This is a genomic window from Duganella hordei, assembly GCF_040369125.1.
GTDB classification, from domain to species: Bacteria; Pseudomonadota; Gammaproteobacteria; order Burkholderiales; family Burkholderiaceae_D; genus Rugamonas; species Rugamonas hordei.
In genome coordinates this window covers 40875-58633 of the sequence record NZ_BPWI01000010.1, presented here as the reverse complement: position 1 = coordinate 58633, position 17759 = coordinate 40875, and the positions used below count along the sequence as shown (strand labels likewise).

Sequence of the window (17759 nt, the reverse complement as noted above, 5' to 3'; positions counted from 1 at the left end):
TATTTTCCAATAACAATGAAAACAATAGGGATTAATACGCAAGGTCCAGGATTATCCATATAAATAATGTTGATGATTAATTTCCTGCCCTCCTACAATTATGACACCATCGATGCTAAGGAGCGTTGTTATGCTGTCATATCCATTTAGATCTGTTCGCACATTTGAAACATGCTCAACCAATTCTTCAAAGCCGCCACCGGACTCTTCGTTTTTCACAACAAAATCATGCACATCCATTTGCTCATCTATTATTCCTACATGATCTGATTTTATAGTACTTTCACGAATAATTTTTTCGCCGTTACCAAAAATCAAGGTATCGCGACGCGATGTCTCGGTATAACCTTTACTATCGGTTGTCCAATACGAATAATCGCCGTCAGCTTCCACGCCTTGACCATACCCGCTACCGTCTTTATAGGTTACACTATCGAAGTGCTCTTCGTTAGGATTGCTTACTGAATTTCCATAATTATGGCGCGTCTTGTCCAGGTCATATGTTTCAAATAGAATAGAATCAGTTGCAACGTCATATGTTTCCTTCTCAAACGTTCCATCATCATGAGTTGTTAGTTTGGTGTAATCGCCATTTTCCTTATAAACATTATCATGAATAGCGTGATCGCTATCTATAAGGCGCTGTGTAAGTGTGTTCTCGTTATCCGTGGTTTCGGAACCCGATGTGCCATCGCTATTCCTCCAGATATGGATATCTGTCTTATCCGCTAGAATTAGATGTGTATCTTCATCGCCAACACCGTCACCGACCGTAGTAGAAGTCTCGCCATTAGCTAATGTATATGAGGTCTCGTACGCACCATCATTGTGATAACTACCTATATAGACCGATCCATCTGGAGAAATACTTTTGCTGTAACTAGAAGAGTCAGCATATGTGATGTTCAAACTATAATAATGACTCGCGGACAAACTTTCGTATGACGAAGAACCATCTGCTCTATTGTAAGAATCACTATAATATCCATTTGCATCCATGGAATAGTTATGTGTTGACCCATCTGCTCCACGTTCATCCTTGCTATAGAACCCATTAGAGGATTTGTACTCCGAAGAAGTGGACCCATCTAATTTAGTGGACGACTCACTGTATGAGCCGTCAGCATTATGTAAATATTCATGAGATGAGCCATCAGCATTATGCTCATAATCCCCAAAAGAGCCGTTTGAATTTTTATAAGAATAACTCCTAGCCCCAGTTAAATAATTACGATCATCCTTATTGAAGGTGCCATCAGAATTATATACTTCGGAAAAATTTTCGGTTTTACTGCTGAACCCATCACCATATCCCCCAGAAGCATATTTAAAGAACCAATGATTCGTACCATCGGCATCAACTGAATCGCCCGTTTTATTGCCTATATTATCAGCGCTATCATGCCCTGAGGAACCATCATCCTTTTGCCAGTCGTGTTCAACATTAGTTACAACATTGAATTCATTGTAAGTTAACCGTTCAGTCTCATGTCCACTTGGAATAATTATTGGCCGTGCCACTCCAAGTTGCTGCCCAGCAGAGGTCGAATCGAAAGTGTACTCTGTACCTGTATGGAGATCGACTATATCAATCGATTGTCCTGCGGTTAACCCCAACAGGTTATTATTTTTTATGACAAAAGGATCAAATCTTAATACATCCATGTCAATCGCCACCCGATCATAAAGCTCCTTGGAGGCAATATAGGATAATTCTTTTGCACCATAATAGTTAGGGTAATTACTTGAACCCACTTTAACGTTGGGATTATAGAAGTATAATTCCCTTTCAGCATCAATATTGCTTTCGGAAAATTGAATTGTGTAATTTGAATTAAATGCCAATCCAGGCATAGCAGCCCCGCCGGCAGTCATAAAGTAATCGCCGTATCCACCGGCTGCCATGCGGTATTCACTATATAAATGGACGCCAGGTGTGCTATTAACCTCGCTGACAACAGCATTCCATCCGGCGATCTGCGCTGTTGCCTCATCAGTAGCATGCGCTTTTTGAATTGCAAGTAACGTTGCAGTGTAGTCTTGAACACCATCAAATGATGCTAAATAGTCAGCTGAGTTATGAAATTGGTTGAATGCCTCAAGGGTTGATTCAGCATTCACACTGTGGCGAACTTCATGGGCCATTACAAATACCATGGTCCCAAATGTCATACCATTGGAAAGCTCTCCAGTATTTTGATTTACGGGAATCAGAATAGTTTTACTGGAAGGATCAAATTGCCCGCCTACACCAACTACTGATGTGGGCGAAAACCCATTAATTTCACCCGAAACAATTCCGCCATTAACTGCTTCTGCCAATTCCGATGAACTCAATAGCGAATTCAAAAGCGCTTGATATGCTTGACTGTTTTCGCCGCCTGTCACGGTGGCCGCAAAGCTAATCATCTTATCCAATGTTGGTTGCTGCAACACAATTGTCATGTGAAATATCCAAAAAAATGATTAATAAATTAGTTTGCGGGAATAGATGATATGAGAATAGAGATCATGCAATGAGATTCTGAGCTAGTAGAAAATAGAATTTTTCCGTAGCCTTTTATATACTCTGTCGAGGTGAACGTAGGATTGAAATGGGTCGAGGCGCTTACCCAACCTCTACTAACGAACTCAGATGACATGTCCTCTAAGCTCACGCATAGTTTGGACCTGCCGCCGGCCATTGGAGTAGCTGGTTTATTTGGCGGATTTCCCCATCCGAAGGAAAATTCTGTTTTCCTTCCCCTTTGAGAATAAAGCATATCGAAATACCAGTTCACATATGCCGTGGTTCCATAAGTTTCAGGATTGGAAGCAGGAACCGCTAGCCGTCTCGGGTCCACCTTTGTCAGTTGCATCTTGAATTCGTGTTCAAGTAATTGTTTGCTTATAAATCCGTTTTCGCCTCCGGATAAATTCCCTAAAATTCTTACTAAATCGCGATCAGAAAAAGGAGGTTCTGCAATTTCATAATTGATCGCGCCTTGTTCGTGAGGGGCACCAATAACGGAAGGCAACGGTAAAAATGCACCGGTCAACACCCCAAGTGCTGTCCAAAAATGAGTAACACAAGTGTGCATATCCCAACAACCTTTCTCGATTTGCTGTTGCAACGATTGACGCATTGCACTAGCTTATAAAAAATTATATGGCAATTTCCGAAAGGAAATCTAACCAATAATCACATTTACATTTTTGTTGATCAATAGTTTGTGGAGTCTCCAAAACCTGCTCCACCACCTCATGGTATCGCTGTACCACGTCGCGGCGCAGCAGCTTTGCTGGCAACGCCTCGAACAAGACTTGGCGATGCACTTCGGACGCGAATTCCCATAGAGTTGCAGCACATGCCGGACTGCCCAGGCAGTGCTCTTGATTGGTTAGCGGCGGATCTCGTAAGAAAAGTCCGCAACGCCGTTTGCCTCTATGGCTTTTTCCGTAACATTGGCATGGAATCGCATGGAGTCGATGCTACCTTGCCCCGCCAGTGCACCGATATCATACAGATAGCGGTCGAGATAGCCTGATGCCAGCAACCGCCAATCCATCGGCAACCCGGGATCGATGCGCCGTGCCATCTCGAAGACGATGGTGGTGCAATTGGCGGTCAGGGTGTTGTAGAAGCGCGGGGTGCGCTTCAGCTGTTCGCCCTCGTCCAGATACGCCATGAACAGCGAACGCATCATCTCCGGCGGCATCTTCAGCCGGTACAGCCACATGTCCTCGCCGCGCACGTTGGTGCGCACACGCAGGATGTCGCGTTCGTCGGCGGCGATCAGCACGGTCTCGTATTTCTTGAAAAATCCCGCCAGGCCGTCGAAACTCTCGCCGCGCTCCTTGCGGATTTCAATGGAAAAGGTCAGGTAGCGCCCGTCCGCAAAGCCGAACGACACCAGCGTGTGCGCGATGGCCGGCCCCATCCAGTACGACATCGCCACGTCCACCGAGCTCAGCTTGTCCAGATCGTAGCTGCGCGCTTCCCAGCGCTGCGTGTAGTCGGTATCGCTGCGCCAGTCGAAGTTGCGCACCTGGTCCAGCGTGACGATGCTGCCATCCACCTTGCCAGTCACCATGCGCGACACGTCGTCGGCCCAAATGCGCTCATGCGACGGATTGATCGTGCTCCACCACGCCATCATCGCGCAGATCGCGACCAGCCACGGCAGCAGCGGCTTAATACGCCGCATCATCCACCAGCGTGCCAGCGTGATGAGGCTGAACGCCGCCCACAGCGCAGGCATGGCCTTCCGCACCAGCGGCCCGCCCGGCACCTGGAACCACAGCGCGAAGCCGCCCCAGACCGCCAGCAACACAAACAGCAACGAGCCGGAGATCATGCCGGCCAGGATCAGGTAGCGATTTTTCATGCCCCGATTATGGGGCTTAATCCTCTTTGTCGTCGACTCCGCTTGCACAGCCGATCTGGACGCATATCAGTTTTACTGCAATACTCAGCACGACGCCGATGACACCGATCAATTCCAACATGGCTGGCTCCGTGAATGAAGAAGTGACGCTTCACTTTAACCTTGTGGCCGGATACGATCCAATATCAAATACGGCGGCCAACCATCTCGAAACGGCATAACGGTGATTTCACTTAAACAGTTTAAATATTTCGTAGAAATCGTCGAGGCCGGCAGCTATTCGCGTGCGGCCGAGAAGCTGTACATCGCGCAGTCTGCCTTGAGCCGGCAGATCAAGGAACTGGAAGACGAGCTGCAAACGCAGCTGCTGACCCGCGACTCGCGCCAGTTCGAGCTGACTTCCACCGGCCAGGTATTCTTCGATCGAGCCAAACGCATCCTGGACGACATCGAAGCCACGGTAATACAGACCCGCCATGTCGGCCAGGGCGTGCAGGGCGTGATCCGCCTGCAGCATTCCAGCTCGGTGATCCTGACGCCGCAGTTCACCGGCGCGCTGAGCCAGTTGCTCGACGAATTTACCGGCGTGACGCTGGACGTCTCGATGCTGCCATCGGAAAACCAGACGCTGGAAATCGAGGAAGGCCGCGCCGATATCGGCCTGTTGCGCCTGCCCACCTTGCGCCGCCATCCGCACATCCACGTCCGCGAAATTTCCACCGAACGGCTGATGGTGGCGGTGTCGCAGCACTCGCCGCTGGCGGCGCTCGACAACGTCGACCTGGCCAGCCTGAACAACGAAGCCTTCATCTCGATCCCGCACAAGGACCGGGGCGGCTTGAGCTATCTGGTGGCCGACCTGTGCCTGGAACAGGGCTTCTTCCCCAAGCCGGCGCGCGCGCTGTCGCGCAAGTCGTCGCAGCTGAACCTGATCGAAGCCAATCTCGGCATCGCCATCGTCCCCGAATGCATGCGGCTGACGGCGCCGGCCGGCGTGCGCTTCATCCCGCTCGACCATGGCCGCTTGCACACCACTGTCGGCCTGGCCTGCCGGCGCGAGGCCGATCCGCTGGTGGCCGCCTTCGCCGATGCGCTGGTACTGAAGCTTGTGCAGATTTCCGACAAACCATCATAAAAAGCCGAGATTCGTACAGATAAGTTCGCTAGCGCACAAATCGCCCGGGTACTTCCAGCCTATTCTGGAGGCAACAAACCGAGGAGCATATGATGGCAGAGTGGATTATCGATCGCAACGGTGCGCCCGTGCTGATACAGGACGAGCACTGCTTCCGCAGCCCGCGCGGGGAAGTCGTTTCCTGGTTGTTCGGCAACGGGGTGTATGCCATCAACGGCGATCATATCGGCTGGTTCGAGATCAGCACCTTGTACGATGTCCATAACCGCATCGTCGGCATGCTGCAGCACACCTGCGCCCCGCTGCCTGCGGACCGGTTGCCGCCGCCGATGCCGGAATTTTCGCGCCGCCCGCACGTGCCGCGGCTGAAGGTGCGGCATAGCCGCCCGCCGGTTACCGTGCCGCCTGCCGCGCAGCTGCACGCCCGCCCGTATGCGGGCATGTCGATGCGGCACGCCAGCTGCTAAAAACGGCCTTCCGGGCAGTCGCGCCGCCCCGCTAAGCGGGCGACAACAGAACGCCACCTATGGCACACTTCGCCATACCAATCAACACTAGGGGTGCGCATGAGCGCAGGGCCAGACGATCAAGAACCGCAGCAGAATACCCCGCACCGACGCAGCGGCGACCAGGGCGATCGCCGCAAACAAGCCCGCAAGGATTACCAGGACACCGGCACGCCGCGCTACCTGGATCCGGGCGATACCGTCTTCAGCCTGTGGGGCCGCGTCATCATGGCGCGCTATCGCCGCATCGCGGCGGCGGCCACGCGACACATCATCCAGAGGCCGCTGCACATCGGCGTGTCGGCGCGGATCTTTCACCCGGAGCCGGGAGCGACCGGCCTGCGCAGCAAGAACCTGCAGTATCTCGAGGAATCCATCGCGCAGTGGGTGATGTCGCGCGACGTGCTGGTGTTCATGATCCCGACCGTCAATACCGACGGCCTGCTGCACCCGTCCAACATCCGCCTGCGCGACTACGCCCGCCACCTCGACGGCCTGGTGCTGCAGGGCGGCGCCGACGTCTCGCCGCAGAGTTACTCGGAAACACCCACCCGGCCGGAATGGGGCGGCGACCGCGCGCGCGACATGTACGAGCTGGAGCTGCTGCATGAGTTCATCGAGGCCGGCAAGCCGGTGCTGGGCATCTGCCGCGGCTGCCAACTGATCAATGTCGCCTTCGGCGGCACGCTGTACCAGGACATCGCCTCCGACGTGCCCGATTCGCTGGCCCACGTCAACGACGCCTACGACCGCAACCGCCACGACATCAGCTTCCCGGCCGGCTCCTCGCTGGCCAAGCTATTCCGCGGCAAGAGCAGCGGAACCGTCAACTCCATCCACCACCAGGCCGTCAAGACGCTGGGGCGCGACATGTCGGTCGAGGCGCTGTCGGTGCCGGACAATATGGTCGAGGCGATCCGCTACCGCAAGGCGCCCTTCGTCATGGGCCTGCAATGGCATCCTGAGTTCCACCGCGCCGGCGGCGTCGAACTGCTCGACTGCACCGCCATCCTCGACAACTTCCTGCGCGTCGCGCGCGAGACGCGGTTCTAGGCCCGACGCGATCGCCCGCCTCGGCAAAGGCGATCGCCGCCCGATAATCAATGCCCGCGGAAACGCTGGATCGCCGCGTCCACCATGCCTTCGGCGCTGCCGCTGCGGTCGAACTGCTGCCGCAGGTAGTGCGCGTCGCTGCCCTCGTGCGTGACCTGCACCAGGTGCTGCAGGCCCGCCGTGCCGCCCAGCGCGGCGCCGTGCGGCTCCATCTTGCGCAGCGTGGTCAGGATGTCTTCGCGCAGCGACAGGCTCTCGTAGGTCTTCGGATGCACCAGCGTGCCATCGAGCCCGAAGCGGCAGGCCTGGAAGCGGTTGTAGTTGTAGACCAGGTAGTCATCCTCGGCCGGCGCTTCCTCGCGGCGTTCCAGCAGGTAGCGGCACAGCGCCTGCAGATAAACGGCCAGCGCCGCCGCCCGCTCCACCGTCAGCGGCGTGTCGCACACGCGCAGCTCGATGGTGCCGAATTCCGGCTTCGGCCGGATGTCCCAGTAGAAGTCCTTCATGCTCTTGATCACGCCGGTGTGTTCCATCTTCGCGAAGTACTCGTGCTCGAAGCTGGACCAGTGCTGCATGAACGGCGCGCGGCCGCTCATCGGGAAGGCGAACACGGAGTTCAGCCGCGCCGAATTGAACAGCGTGTCGTTGCCCTGCACGTAAGGCGACGACGACGATAGCGCGATAAAGTGCGGCACGTAACGGCTCAGGGAATGCAGCAGGAACAAGGCGTCGTCGCCCGAGGCGCAGCCTATGTGCACGTGTTGGCCGAAGATCGTAAACTGCTTGGCCAGATAGCCATACAGCTCGGACACTTCCTTGAAGCGCGGCTTGGAGAAAATCCGCCGCTCCGACCATTTCTGGAACGGATGCGTGCCGCCGCCGCAGATGCCGATGTTGAGCTGCTCGCCGGCCTGCACCAGCGTGTCGCGGATCACCTGCAGCTGCGCCACCAATTCCGAGTGGTTGGTGTGCACGTCGCTGTTAATCTCGATCATGCTCTCGGTGATTTCCGGCGTGACGTTGCCGGGGAATGGCTTGCGCGCCAGCAGGTGCAGCAGGTCCGGGCTGGACGCGGTCAGGTCGAAGTCCGACAGGCTAACCAGTTGCAGTTCCAGCTCGACGCCCATGGTCAGCGGCTGCGATGATTTGAATGGTTCCAATGGCATGTTAATGCTCCTCTTTAGCCGGGGTTTCGTTGGCCCAGATCAGCGCGCGCTGCGTGATGACGGGGCCGATCACTTCCAGCAGCAGTGTCATCGCCGCCAGCGCGGCCAGTTCGTCGACCAGCACGATACCCATGTATTTAGTCTGCTCCAGCAGCAGGATGACGAACACCGACATCGGCGACAGCGCGATGCCGGTCAACAGTCCCTTGCGCCATGAAATGCCGCTCACCTTGGCGAATGCCGCCACCGCGCCGGCCTTGACCACAAAGCGCGCCAGCAGCAGCACCAGGCCGAGGCCCGCGCCGTCGACCACGCGGTCCCATTCCAGCGTGGAGACGGCGAACACGAACAGCAGCACCGTCAGCAGTTCGCCGATGCCGCCGAAATTGCGCTCGGTGCGGCTGAAGGCCACGCGGCTGTGGCGCGCGGCCAGGCCGAAGGTCAGCGTCGCCAGCACCGGCGAGACGTCGAAGGCGTGCGCCATCGCCACCAGCAGGATCACGCCCAGCGCGAAGGCGATGGTGCCGTCCTGCGCCAGCGCACCGAGGCGGCGCAGCACGGCCGGCACCAGGAAGCCGAATACCGCGCCCAGCGCGGCCGACACCAGCAGCTCGATCAGGCTGTGCGACACGGCCTGCGTCAGGCTGCCGGAAGTCTGGAACACCCAGAAGCCGACCACCACCTTGAACACGAACACCGCCAGCACGCAGTTGATCGCCACCAGGTGCAGCACGCGCTCGGTCACCTGCCCCGAGCTGTCCTCTTCGTTAATCACGCGCAGCACGCCGGCCGGCGACGTCGACATCGCCAGCGACGCCAGCAGCAATGAGGTCAGCGGCGGCATGCCGGTCAGGTGCGAGATCAGGTAGACCGCGCCGAACGTGGCGGCCGATTCGGCCAGGCCGCTGACGGCGATCCACGGATTAATGCGCAGCCAGTGCAGGTTGATGCGATAGCCGAATTCAAACAGGATCAGTCCAAAGGCCAGGTTGGCCAGCAAGGTCACCGTGCTCGATGCGCCGCTGCTCAGCGCGGCGGGAAACGCCTGCGCCAGCAAAAAGCCAACCAGTCCGTAAACGCTGATGCGGGGCAGACGGGTCCAACGGTGCAGGAATTCACCTGTCAGCCAGGCCACCGCGATCGCTAATGGCCAGCCTAGTTCGGTCATAACGACCTGAATATCCGGCATGTACTTCTCCTTTTTAAAGATACTTGTACAATTCTGAACAATTACCGGCGCTGTCACTGTGCGCTAAGGAACATAAGGAACCAACATGCTCGAATTAATCAGTGAACACACTTGTTTTGGCGGCGTGCAGCGCTTCTATCGCCATGTGTCGCGCGAGATCGGCCTGCCGATGCGCTTCGCCGTTTTCATTCCCGTCGAGGCGGCGGAGCGCCGCGTGCCGGCGCTGTTCTACCTGGCCGGCCTGACCTGCAACGAAGAGACTTTCATGATCAAGGGCTGCGCACAGCGCGCCGCGGCGGAAGCGGGACTGATACTGATCGCGCCGGACACCAGCCCGCGCGGCGCCGGCGTCGACGGCGAAACGGACAACTGGGATCTCGGCGTCGGCGCCGGCTTCTACCTGGACGCGACGCAGGAGCCGTGGTCCGCGCACTATCGCATGGACAGCTACCTCCACGAACTGCGCGAACTGGTGGTGAGCGAACTGCCGGTCGATGGAGAACGCATCGGCATCTTCGGCCACTCGATGGGCGGCCACGGCGCGCTGACGCTGGCGCTCAAGCGGCCGGACGTGTTCCGCTCCGTCTCGGCGTTTGCGCCGATCGCGGCGCCGTCGATGTGCCCGTGGGGGAAGAAGGCCTTCAGCGCCTACCTGGGCGAGGACACGGCGGCGTGGGAACAGCACGACGCCAGCCTGCTGATGGCGCGCCTGCAGACGCCCTTCCCGGCCGGCATTCTGATCGACCAGGGACTGGGGGATAAATTCCTGGCCGAGCAGCTGTATCCGGAAGTGTTCGAGGCGGCCTGCCGCAACGCCGCGCAGCCGCTGGAACTGCGGCGGCATGCGCGTTACGATCACGGCTACTACTTCATCTCGACGTTCATGGAAGACCACATCCGCTTCCATGCGCGCTGTCTCGCCGCGCTATAGCTACAGTTTGATCTCCGTGCCGAGGCGCTGCAGGAACTGCCCCAGCCACGCGGGATGCGCAGGCCAGGCCGGAGCGGTGACGAAGATGCCGTCGGTGACCGCCTGGTCTACCGCGATGTCGGCGTAGTTCGCGCCGGCCAGCTTGACTTCCGGCGAGCACGCGGGATACGCGGAGATCGTCTTGCCGCGTATGACGTCGGCCGCCGCCAGCACCTGCGCGCCGTGGCATACGGCGGCAATCGGCTTCGACGCCGCAGCGAACTGCTGGACGATTTCAATCACGCGCGGATTGAGCCGCAGGTATTCCGGCGCCCTTCCCCCGGCGATCATCAGCGCGTCGTACTGGGCCACGTCGACGCCGGCAAACGTGGCGTTCAGCGCGAACAGGTGGCCAGGTTTTTCGGTGTAGGTCTGGTCGCCTTCAAAGTCGTGGATGGCGGTCTTGATGGTGTCGCCGGCGTCCTTGCCGGGACAGACGGCATGCACCGTGTGCCCGACCATCTGCAGCGCCTGGAACGGCACCATGGTCTCGTAATCTTCCGCAAAGTCGCCCGTCAAAAACAGTATTTTCTTAGCTGCCACGGTATATCCTTTCGAAAAACAAGCGTAAAAAAACGGAGGGCCGCGACGTCGCCGTCACGGCCCTCCGATACTACCCTTGTTCGCGCGGACGCGCTTTGCGCCCGTCGTGCTTATGCCCTGCGATTACGCGGCGGCGTTGCCCAGCACGGTGCGGATGGTGCCGGCCAGGTCCTCGGCCGAGAACTTGGCCACATACGCATCCGCGCCCACGCCCTTGACGTGGTCTTCGTTGGTCTTGCCCGTCAGCGAAGAGTGGATCACCACGGGAATCTTGGAGAAACGCGCATCCTGCTTGATCAGGCGGGTCAGCGTGAAGCCGTCCATTTCCGGCATTTCCAGGTCGGTCAGCACCATGGCCACGCGGTCGCTGATCGGCACGCCTTCGGCCTTGGCGCCGTCGGAGATGTGCTGCAGGCGGTCCCACGCTTCCTTGCCGGACTTGGTCATGATGAAGTGCACGCCCATCGCTTCCAGACCCTTTTCGATCAGGTTGCGCGCGACCACCGAATCGTCGGCCGCCAGGATCACGGCGCCGGCCTTCAGCAGCACTTTCGGCCCGATGGTTTCCGGATCGACGTCCTTGCCTTCCGGCGGCACCAGCTCGCGCAGGATGGTTTCCACGTCCAGCACCTGCGCCAGGCGGGTGTTCTGCACGTCGCCGTCGACGCGGGCGATACTCGTGACCTTGCCGCCCGCGGTACCTTCGGCGGTCAGCACCTGGCTCCAGTCCAGGCGGACGATTTCCTCCACCGATTCCACCGCAAACGCTTGCGTGGTGCGGGCGAACTCGGTGACCAGCATGATGTTCAGACCAGTTTTTGGGGTCACACCGACGATGCCTGGCAAATCCAGCACCGTGATGATTTGTCCGCGAAGATTGACGACGCCCAGCATGTGCGGCGAGGATCCGGCCACTGCGGTGACTTCCGGCATCGCAACGATTTCGCGGATTTTGAAGACGTTAATACCGAACAACTCGGAATGTTCGCCGTTGGCGTCGCCGCCCAGGCGGAACAGCAGCAGTTCGAATTTATTGGAGTTGGTCAGATTACTGCGCTCATCAACTTCCTGCTGAACTGATTTCATAGATTTCGTCTCCGTCGGTGGTAGCTTCCATAGCGTTTCAAGTATAACGTTTGCACTAGACATACGTCACTTTTTGACGGTGGCGATCTTGATTTAAAGCACCGCATACAACAAAAAAGGAAGCCCGCAGGCTTCCTTTTGATTTGCTACCGAATTCTGGAGCGGGAGAAGAGTCTCGAACTCTCGACCTCAACCTTGGCAAGGTTGCGCTCTACCAACTGAGCTACTCCCGCAGAGGCAAGAATTATGACAGAAAGATTTCCGTTTTACTAGTGCATATCGCCAACTTTTTGCAAAATGGCCGATAGTGTAAGCTTGTCATCGTTTACTTGATTTAGGACAGGAATGGATTCTATCGAAGTCGTGCTGATCATGCTGCTGGCGGTGGTGGCGAGCGCCTACCTTACCCGTCTGCTGCCGCGCGCGGTGCCGCTGCCCATCGTGCAGATCGCCCTCGGCGCGCTGATCGCCGCCAAGTCGACCCGCGGCGTGGACCTGGAGCCGGACCTGTTCTTCCTGGTCTTCCTGCCGCCGCTGCTGTTCCTGGACGGCTGGCGCATCCCCAAGAGCGGCCTGCTGCGCGACAAGGGCACCATCCTCGAGCTGGCGCTGGGGCTGGTGATCTTCACCGTCATCGGCGCCGGCTTCCTGATCCACTGGCTGATCCCGGCCATGCCGCTGCCGGTGGCCTTCGCGCTGGCCGCCATCATCTCGCCGACCGATCCGGTCGCCGTCAGTTCGATCGCCGCCACCACGCCCATCCCCAAGCGCCTGATGCACATCCTGGAAGGCGAATCGCTGCTGAACGACGCCAGCGGCCTGGTGTGCTTCCGCTTCGCCGTGGCCGCCGCGCTGACCGGCGCGTTCTCGGTCGGCACCGCCGCCCTCACCTTCGTCTGGCTGGTGGTGGCCGGCATCGCCGCCGGCGTCGGCGTGACGTGGGTCGTGACCTGGGTGCAGCGCTGGCTGACCCGCCATTTCGGCGAGCCGGTCGGCTCGCCCATCCTGGTCAACCTGCTGCTGCCGTTCGGCGCCTACCTGGTGGCGGAGCGTCTGCACGCTTCCGGCATCCTGGCGGCGGTGGCGGCCGGCATCACGATGAGCTACGTGGAACTGAGCGGCCACGCGCTGGCCAACACCCGCATCCAGCGCTCCGCCGTGTGGGACACCGTGCAGTTCGCGCTGAACGGCATCATGTTCGTGCTGCTGGGCGAGCAGTTACCGGACGTGTTCAAGGGCGCCAGCGCGTCGATCGAGGAAAGCGGCCACCTGAATCCGTGGTGGCTGGCCGTGTACGCCGTCGCCATCAACGTCGGCCTGCTGGTGATGCGCATGCTGTGGGTATGGGCCTCGCTGCGGCTGACCATCTACAAACAGAAGATGCGCCACCAGCCGCGCATGAAGATCAAGCTGCGGCTGCTGCTGGCCACCACGCTGGCCGGCGCGCGCGGTGCGATCACGCTGGCGGGCGTGCTGACGCTGCCGCTGACGATGCCGGACGGCTCGCCCTTCCCGGCCCGGGCGCTGACCATTTTCCTGGCCTGTTCGGTGATCCTGGTGTCGCTGCTGGTCGCCAGCCTTGGCTTGCCGCGCCTGCTGGGCGGCATGACCTTCCCGGCCGAACCCGAGGAACAGCAGGAAGAAGACCTGGCGCGGCGCGAAGCGGCCAACGCCGCCATCGCCGCCATCGAGCACACGCAGGTCGCCCTGATGGAGGCAGAGACCTGCATCGACCCGGAAGCCTATCCCGAAGCGGCGGCGCGGGTGATCGCCTTCTATGAACACAAGCTGAAGGAAGTCGATCCGGAAAACGACGCCGCCTGGCGCAAGACCGACCACGCCGAAAAGGAACTGCGGCTGGCCGCGCTGGAGGCCGAGCGCCACACCGTGTGGGAACTGGCGCGGCACGACCGCATCTCCGACGAAATCTCGCGCAAGCTGGTGCGGGAAATCGATTTGATGGAAGCGCGCTACCGCTAGGCCCATATCCCATATCGCCATGCTGCCAAAACGCACCCAGATCACCATCGCCGTCGCCTGGATTTTATTCTGGGTGCTGATGAACACCACCGCCGTGCAGGAATACCTGCGCGACCATCATCACGAGGTGTGGAAGCCGATCCTGTGGGAATCGTCGTCGGCGCTGACCGGCACCATGCTGCTGCTGTTGCAGCGCCACTTCACCCGCAAGTACGACTACCTGCTGCATGCGCCGGTGCGCTGGTTCGCGCGCCAGCTGGTGTGGCTGCCGATCTACTGGGCGCTGTTCGTGCCGGTCGCCTTCGGCATCCGCCATGCGGTGTATGCGATGGCCGGGCAAACCTACACGCACACGCCGTGGCCGCAGACCTATCTGTATGAAGACATCAAGATGACGGTGTACTTCAGCATCTTCACCACCATCATGTTCGGCGTGCTGTCCTACCACGCCATGCAGAACGAAAAGCTGCGCGTCGAACGCGCCAACGCGGCGATGCGCGAAGCCCAGCTGCTGACCCTCACGCAGCAGATGCAGCCGCACTTCCTGTTCAATGCCCTCAACACGATATCGTCGCTGATGCACAGCGACGTGATGCGCGCCGACGCCATGCTGATCCAGCTGGCCGACGTGCTGCGCACCACGCTCGACGTCAGCGGCAAGCCCAGCGTGCCGCTGGAAGTGGAGCTGCGCCTGCTGCGTGGCTATGCGGCGTTGATGGCGGAACGGTTTTCCGACCGCGTGCACATCGCCTGGCACATCGACGACGCGCTGCTGGGCTGCCAGGTGCCGGTGATGAGCATGCAGCCGCTGCTGGAGAATATCTTCAAGCACACCGTCGAAAAGCATCGCCAGGCGACGTCCATCGCGATTTCCGCCAGCCGCGAGCAGGATGCCGTGGTGCTGCGGCTGGAAGACGACGGCGGCATGCTGCCTGCCGACGGCGCATCGGCCTCCGGAGGCATCGGCGTGCGCAACCTGCGGGAGCGCTTGTCCACGCTGTACGGCGCCGGCGCTTCCTTCGATCTGATCCAACTGTCGCCCGCCGGTGTGCGGGCAGAAATGCGGCTGCCATGCGTATCCTGATCGTCGACGACGAGCGCCCTGCGCGCGACAAGATGCGGCGCCTGCTGGAACAGGAGCCCGGCATCACGGCCATCGAGGAAGCGCGCGACGGCGTCGAAGCGCTCGAGCTCCTGCCCTCCTTCGCGCCCGACGTGCTGCTGCTGGACATCCAGATGCCCGAAGTCAGCGGCCTGGACGTCGCCGCCTCGCTGCCGTCGCCGGCGCCGCTGGTGGTGTTCGTCACTGCCTACGACCAGTACGCGATCCAGGCTTTCGACGCCAATGCCGTCGACTACCTGCTCAAGCCCTACGACCAGCAGCGCCTGCAACGCGCGCTGCAGCGCGTGCGCGAACGGCTGGCGCATCCCCAGGCCGCGCCGGCCGTGCATCCGCTGCCCGCCATCAGCCAGTTGCTGATCCCCGAACGCGGCGGCACGCGCATCGTCAAGGTCGAGCAGATCCAGTGGATAGAAACGGCCGACAACTACGTCGTGCTGCATACCGCCGACGCCCAGCCGCTGATGCGCCAGACGCTGGCCGGCCTGGTCGACAAGCTGGGCCCGCGCTTCCAGCGCTGCCACCGCCGCGCGGCGGTGCAACTGGACTGGATCGCCGGCGTGCAAAACCTCGACAAGGGCGATAGTGAACTGGTGCTGCGCAGCGGCGCGCGCGTGCCCTGTTCGCGCCAATACCGCGCCGAAGTCATGGATCGTTTGCAGGCTCCGCAATCGCCCATCCGTGCGCCGGAGCGACCGCCATCCTGCTAGGCTTTTCGGCAGCAAAGGGCCGGCCTGCGCCCGGACAGCAGGCGCCGTCTACATCGATCAGGAGCAATGACATGCACAGTCTTCAAAAGATCACCCCCTTCCTGTGGTTCTCCGGCCAAGCGGAAGAAGCGGCCGAATATTACGTCGGCATTTTCCGCAACTCGAAGATCTGTCACATCGCCCGCTACACCGAGGCCGGCAAGGAGCAGCACGGCCAGCCGCCCGGCAGCGCGATGACCGTCGCGCTGGAACTGGACGGCCAGAAGTTCACGCTGCTGAATGGCGGTCCGGTGTTCCAGTTCACGCCGGCGGTGTCGTTCGTCGTCAATTGCGAAAGCCAGGAGGAGATCGACCATTTCTGGGACCGCCTGTCGGAAGGCGGCGCGCCGGAAGCCCAGCAATGCGGCTGGCTGGCCGATAAATTCGGCCTGTCCTGGCAGGTTGTGCCGACGGCGCTGCCGACCATGCTGATGGATCAGGACGCCGAAAAAGCCGGCCGCGTGATGAGCGCTTTGATGACGATGAAAAAGCTCGACCTCGCGGCCTTGAAAAAAGCTTACGCCGCTGCCTGACCTGCTTATTGCAAACCCCTGCAAGCCCCTGTCCTTCCCGATTCGCCCCATCCGGCTCCCATTTCGCCCCATGACGCTGGACCCTGGTGGCGGGTGTGGCTAATCTGGCTACATTAAAAAGGAGCTTGCAATGAATAACCAACGCCTCTACTTCCTCGACTGGATCCGCATCTTCGCCTTCTTCGTGCTGATTTTTTATCACACCGGGATGTACTACGTGACCTGGGACTGGCACGTCAAAAGCCCTTACGCCAGCGATGCCATCGAGCCGCTGATGCTGTTGTCCTCGCCGTGGCGCCTCGGCTTGCTGTTCATGATCTCCGGCGTCGCCACCGCCTTCATGCTGAAAAAGGTCCGCGTCGGCGCGCTGCTCAAGCAGCGCAGCTGGCGCCTGCTGGTGCCGCTGGTGTTCGGCATGCTGGTCATCGTGCCGCCGCAGTCGTACTTTGAAGTGGTGGAGAAGCTGAACTACGCCGGCAGCTACATGAATTTCATGCGCCTGTATATCCAGGGCTACCACGGCTTCTGCAAGGATGGCCACTGCCTCGACCTGCCGACCTGGAACCACCTGTGGTTCGTCGTCTACCTGTGGGCCTACACCATGGTGATCGGCGCGATCGCCGTGCTGGCCGGCGCCGCGCGCCTGCAATCCTGGTCCGACAAGCTGGGGCGCCTGCTGAACGGCTGGAAGATCATCGTGCTGCCGGTGCTGGTGCTGTTCATCGTCCGCTATGCGCTGGTCGAAAGCTTCCCGGCCACCCACGCCCTGGTCAACGACTGGTACAACCACGCCCACTACTTCTTCCTGTTCATGATGGGCGCCATGCTGGCGATGCAAAACGGCTTCTGGGCCAACGTCGACAAGCTGCGCTGGACCAGCCTGGCGCTGTGGCTGGGCAGCTGGGCGGTGGTGACCTGCCTGCACCTGATGCCTGAATCGATGGGCGACCTGCCGCTCATCGCGCAATTGAAGCCGCTATGGCGCATGGTCTTCTGCATCGGCCAATGGGCGCCGATCATGGCGATCTGCGGCTTCGGCCATCGCCACCTGGCCTTCGACAGCGCCAAGCGCCGCTACCTGACCGAAGCCGTGTTCCCGGTCTACATCCTGCACCAGACGCTGATCGTCGGCATGGCGCACACGCTCAAGCCGGTGAAGATGGCGCCCGGCGTGGAAGGCGCGGTGCTGATCGTGCTGACCTTTGTCCTCAGCTTCGGCATATTCGAAGTGGTCCGCCGCGTCGCCGTGCTGAGGCCGCTGTTCGGATTGGGGAGGACACAGGCGCCGCCCGTATCGCACCTGAACAGTAATTTTTTACCAAATTAGAGGTTTTTTACATCCGATTCATCGCTTGCTCCGTA

General features: G+C 59.5%; 16 protein-coding genes and 1 tRNA gene. 9 read left to right on the top strand and 8 right to left on the bottom strand.

The annotated features are described in order from the left end of the window. Positions 1–51: 51 nt before the first annotated feature. The 3 genes from ABWW33_RS21715 to ABWW33_RS21705 all read right to left on the bottom strand — a co-directional run bounded on the left by ABWW33_RS21715 (position 52) and on the right by ABWW33_RS21705 (position 4367). Complete coding sequence (locus ABWW33_RS21715) at positions 52–2445, bottom strand: hypothetical protein (RefSeq protein WP_353403721.1); 2394 nt, start codon at positions 2443–2445, stop codon at positions 52–54. Positions 2446–2474: 29 nt separating this feature from the next. Further along, entirely contained in the window at positions 2475–3125 is a 651-nt protein-coding gene (locus ABWW33_RS21710; RefSeq protein ID WP_353403720.1) for a hypothetical protein, read from the bottom strand. A 255-nt stretch (positions 3126–3380) separates the two neighbouring features. Further along, complete coding sequence (locus ABWW33_RS21705) at positions 3381–4367, bottom strand: Lnb N-terminal periplasmic domain-containing protein (RefSeq protein WP_353403719.1); 987 nt, start codon at positions 4365–4367, stop codon at positions 3381–3383. A 223-nt stretch (positions 4368–4590) separates the two neighbouring features. Between ABWW33_RS21705 and ABWW33_RS21700 the strand changes: the two genes are divergently transcribed. The 3 genes from ABWW33_RS21700 to ABWW33_RS21690 all read left to right on the top strand — a co-directional run bounded on the left by ABWW33_RS21700 (position 4591) and on the right by ABWW33_RS21690 (position 7061). Further along, the gene (locus ABWW33_RS21700; protein ID WP_353403718.1) at positions 4591–5502 is read left to right on the top strand and encodes a LysR family transcriptional regulator; all 912 of its coding nucleotides are present in this window, start codon (positions 4591–4593) and stop codon (positions 5500–5502) included. A gap of 89 nt (positions 5503–5591) precedes the next feature. Beyond that, positions 5592–5969, top strand: coding sequence for a 4-fold beta flower protein (locus ABWW33_RS21695; RefSeq protein ID WP_353403717.1), 378 nt, complete (start codon positions 5592–5594; stop codon positions 5967–5969). Positions 5970–6068: 99 nt separating this feature from the next. Then, positions 6069–7061, top strand: coding sequence for a gamma-glutamyl-gamma-aminobutyrate hydrolase family protein (locus ABWW33_RS21690; RefSeq protein WP_176651422.1), 993 nt, complete (start codon positions 6069–6071; stop codon positions 7059–7061). Positions 7062–7108: 47 nt separating this feature from the next. Here the strand turns inward: ABWW33_RS21690 and ABWW33_RS21685 are convergent, their stop codons facing one another. Beyond that, positions 7109–8227: a YbdK family carboxylate-amine ligase gene (locus tag ABWW33_RS21685; RefSeq protein WP_176651423.1), complete on the bottom strand. Its 1119-nt coding sequence runs from the start codon at positions 8225–8227 to the stop codon at positions 7109–7111. Position 8228: 1 nt separating this feature from the next. Continuing rightward, positions 8229–9416, bottom strand: coding sequence for a cation:proton antiporter (locus tag ABWW33_RS21680; protein ID WP_353403716.1), 1188 nt, complete (start codon positions 9414–9416; stop codon positions 8229–8231). Between the two features lie 85 nt (positions 9417–9501). Here ABWW33_RS21680 and fghA point away from each other — a divergent pair, with 85 nt between their 5' ends. Then, entirely contained in the window at positions 9502–10347 is an 846-nt protein-coding gene (gene fghA / locus ABWW33_RS21675) for an S-formylglutathione hydrolase (RefSeq protein ID WP_353403715.1), read from the top strand. Here fghA and ABWW33_RS21670 read toward each other — a convergent pair whose 3' ends face one another. The 3 genes from ABWW33_RS21670 to ABWW33_RS21660 form a co-directional block, all read right to left on the bottom strand. Continuing rightward, on the bottom strand, positions 10348–10929 hold the full coding sequence (locus tag ABWW33_RS21670; protein WP_353403714.1) for a DJ-1/PfpI family protein: 582 nt from the start codon (positions 10927–10929) through the stop codon (positions 10348–10350). It lies immediately after the preceding gene. 123 nt (positions 10930–11052) lie between these two features. After that, positions 11053–12015 (bottom strand): chemotaxis protein, encoded by a 963-nt coding sequence (locus ABWW33_RS21665; RefSeq protein ID WP_353403713.1) that lies wholly within the window; start codon positions 12013–12015, stop codon positions 11053–11055. 157 nt (positions 12016–12172) lie between these two features. After that, a tRNA-Gly gene (locus tag ABWW33_RS21660) sits at positions 12173–12248 on the bottom strand. 112 nt (positions 12249–12360) lie between these two features. Here ABWW33_RS21660 and ABWW33_RS21655 point away from each other — a divergent pair. From ABWW33_RS21655 to ABWW33_RS21635, 5 genes are all read left to right on the top strand, one after another. Then, positions 12361–13995, top strand: coding sequence for a Na+/H+ antiporter (locus ABWW33_RS21655; RefSeq protein WP_176651428.1), 1635 nt, complete (start codon positions 12361–12363; stop codon positions 13993–13995). Between the two features lie 19 nt (positions 13996–14014). Beyond that, positions 14015–15079, top strand: coding sequence for a sensor histidine kinase (locus ABWW33_RS21650; RefSeq protein ID WP_353403712.1), 1065 nt, complete (start codon positions 14015–14017; stop codon positions 15077–15079). Then, the gene (locus ABWW33_RS21645) at positions 15067–15825 is read left to right on the top strand and encodes a LytR/AlgR family response regulator transcription factor (protein ID WP_353403711.1); all 759 of its coding nucleotides are present in this window, start codon (positions 15067–15069) and stop codon (positions 15823–15825) included. Before ABWW33_RS21650 ends, ABWW33_RS21645 begins: the two co-directional genes overlap by 13 nt. A gap of 71 nt (positions 15826–15896) precedes the next feature. Next, entirely contained in the window at positions 15897–16397 is a 501-nt protein-coding gene (locus ABWW33_RS21640; RefSeq protein ID WP_353403710.1) for a VOC family protein, read from the top strand. A gap of 130 nt (positions 16398–16527) precedes the next feature. Continuing rightward, positions 16528–17724: an acyltransferase family protein gene (locus ABWW33_RS21635; protein WP_353403709.1), complete on the top strand. Its 1197-nt coding sequence runs from the start codon at positions 16528–16530 to the stop codon at positions 17722–17724. The last annotated feature ends 35 nt before the right edge of the window (positions 17725–17759 follow it).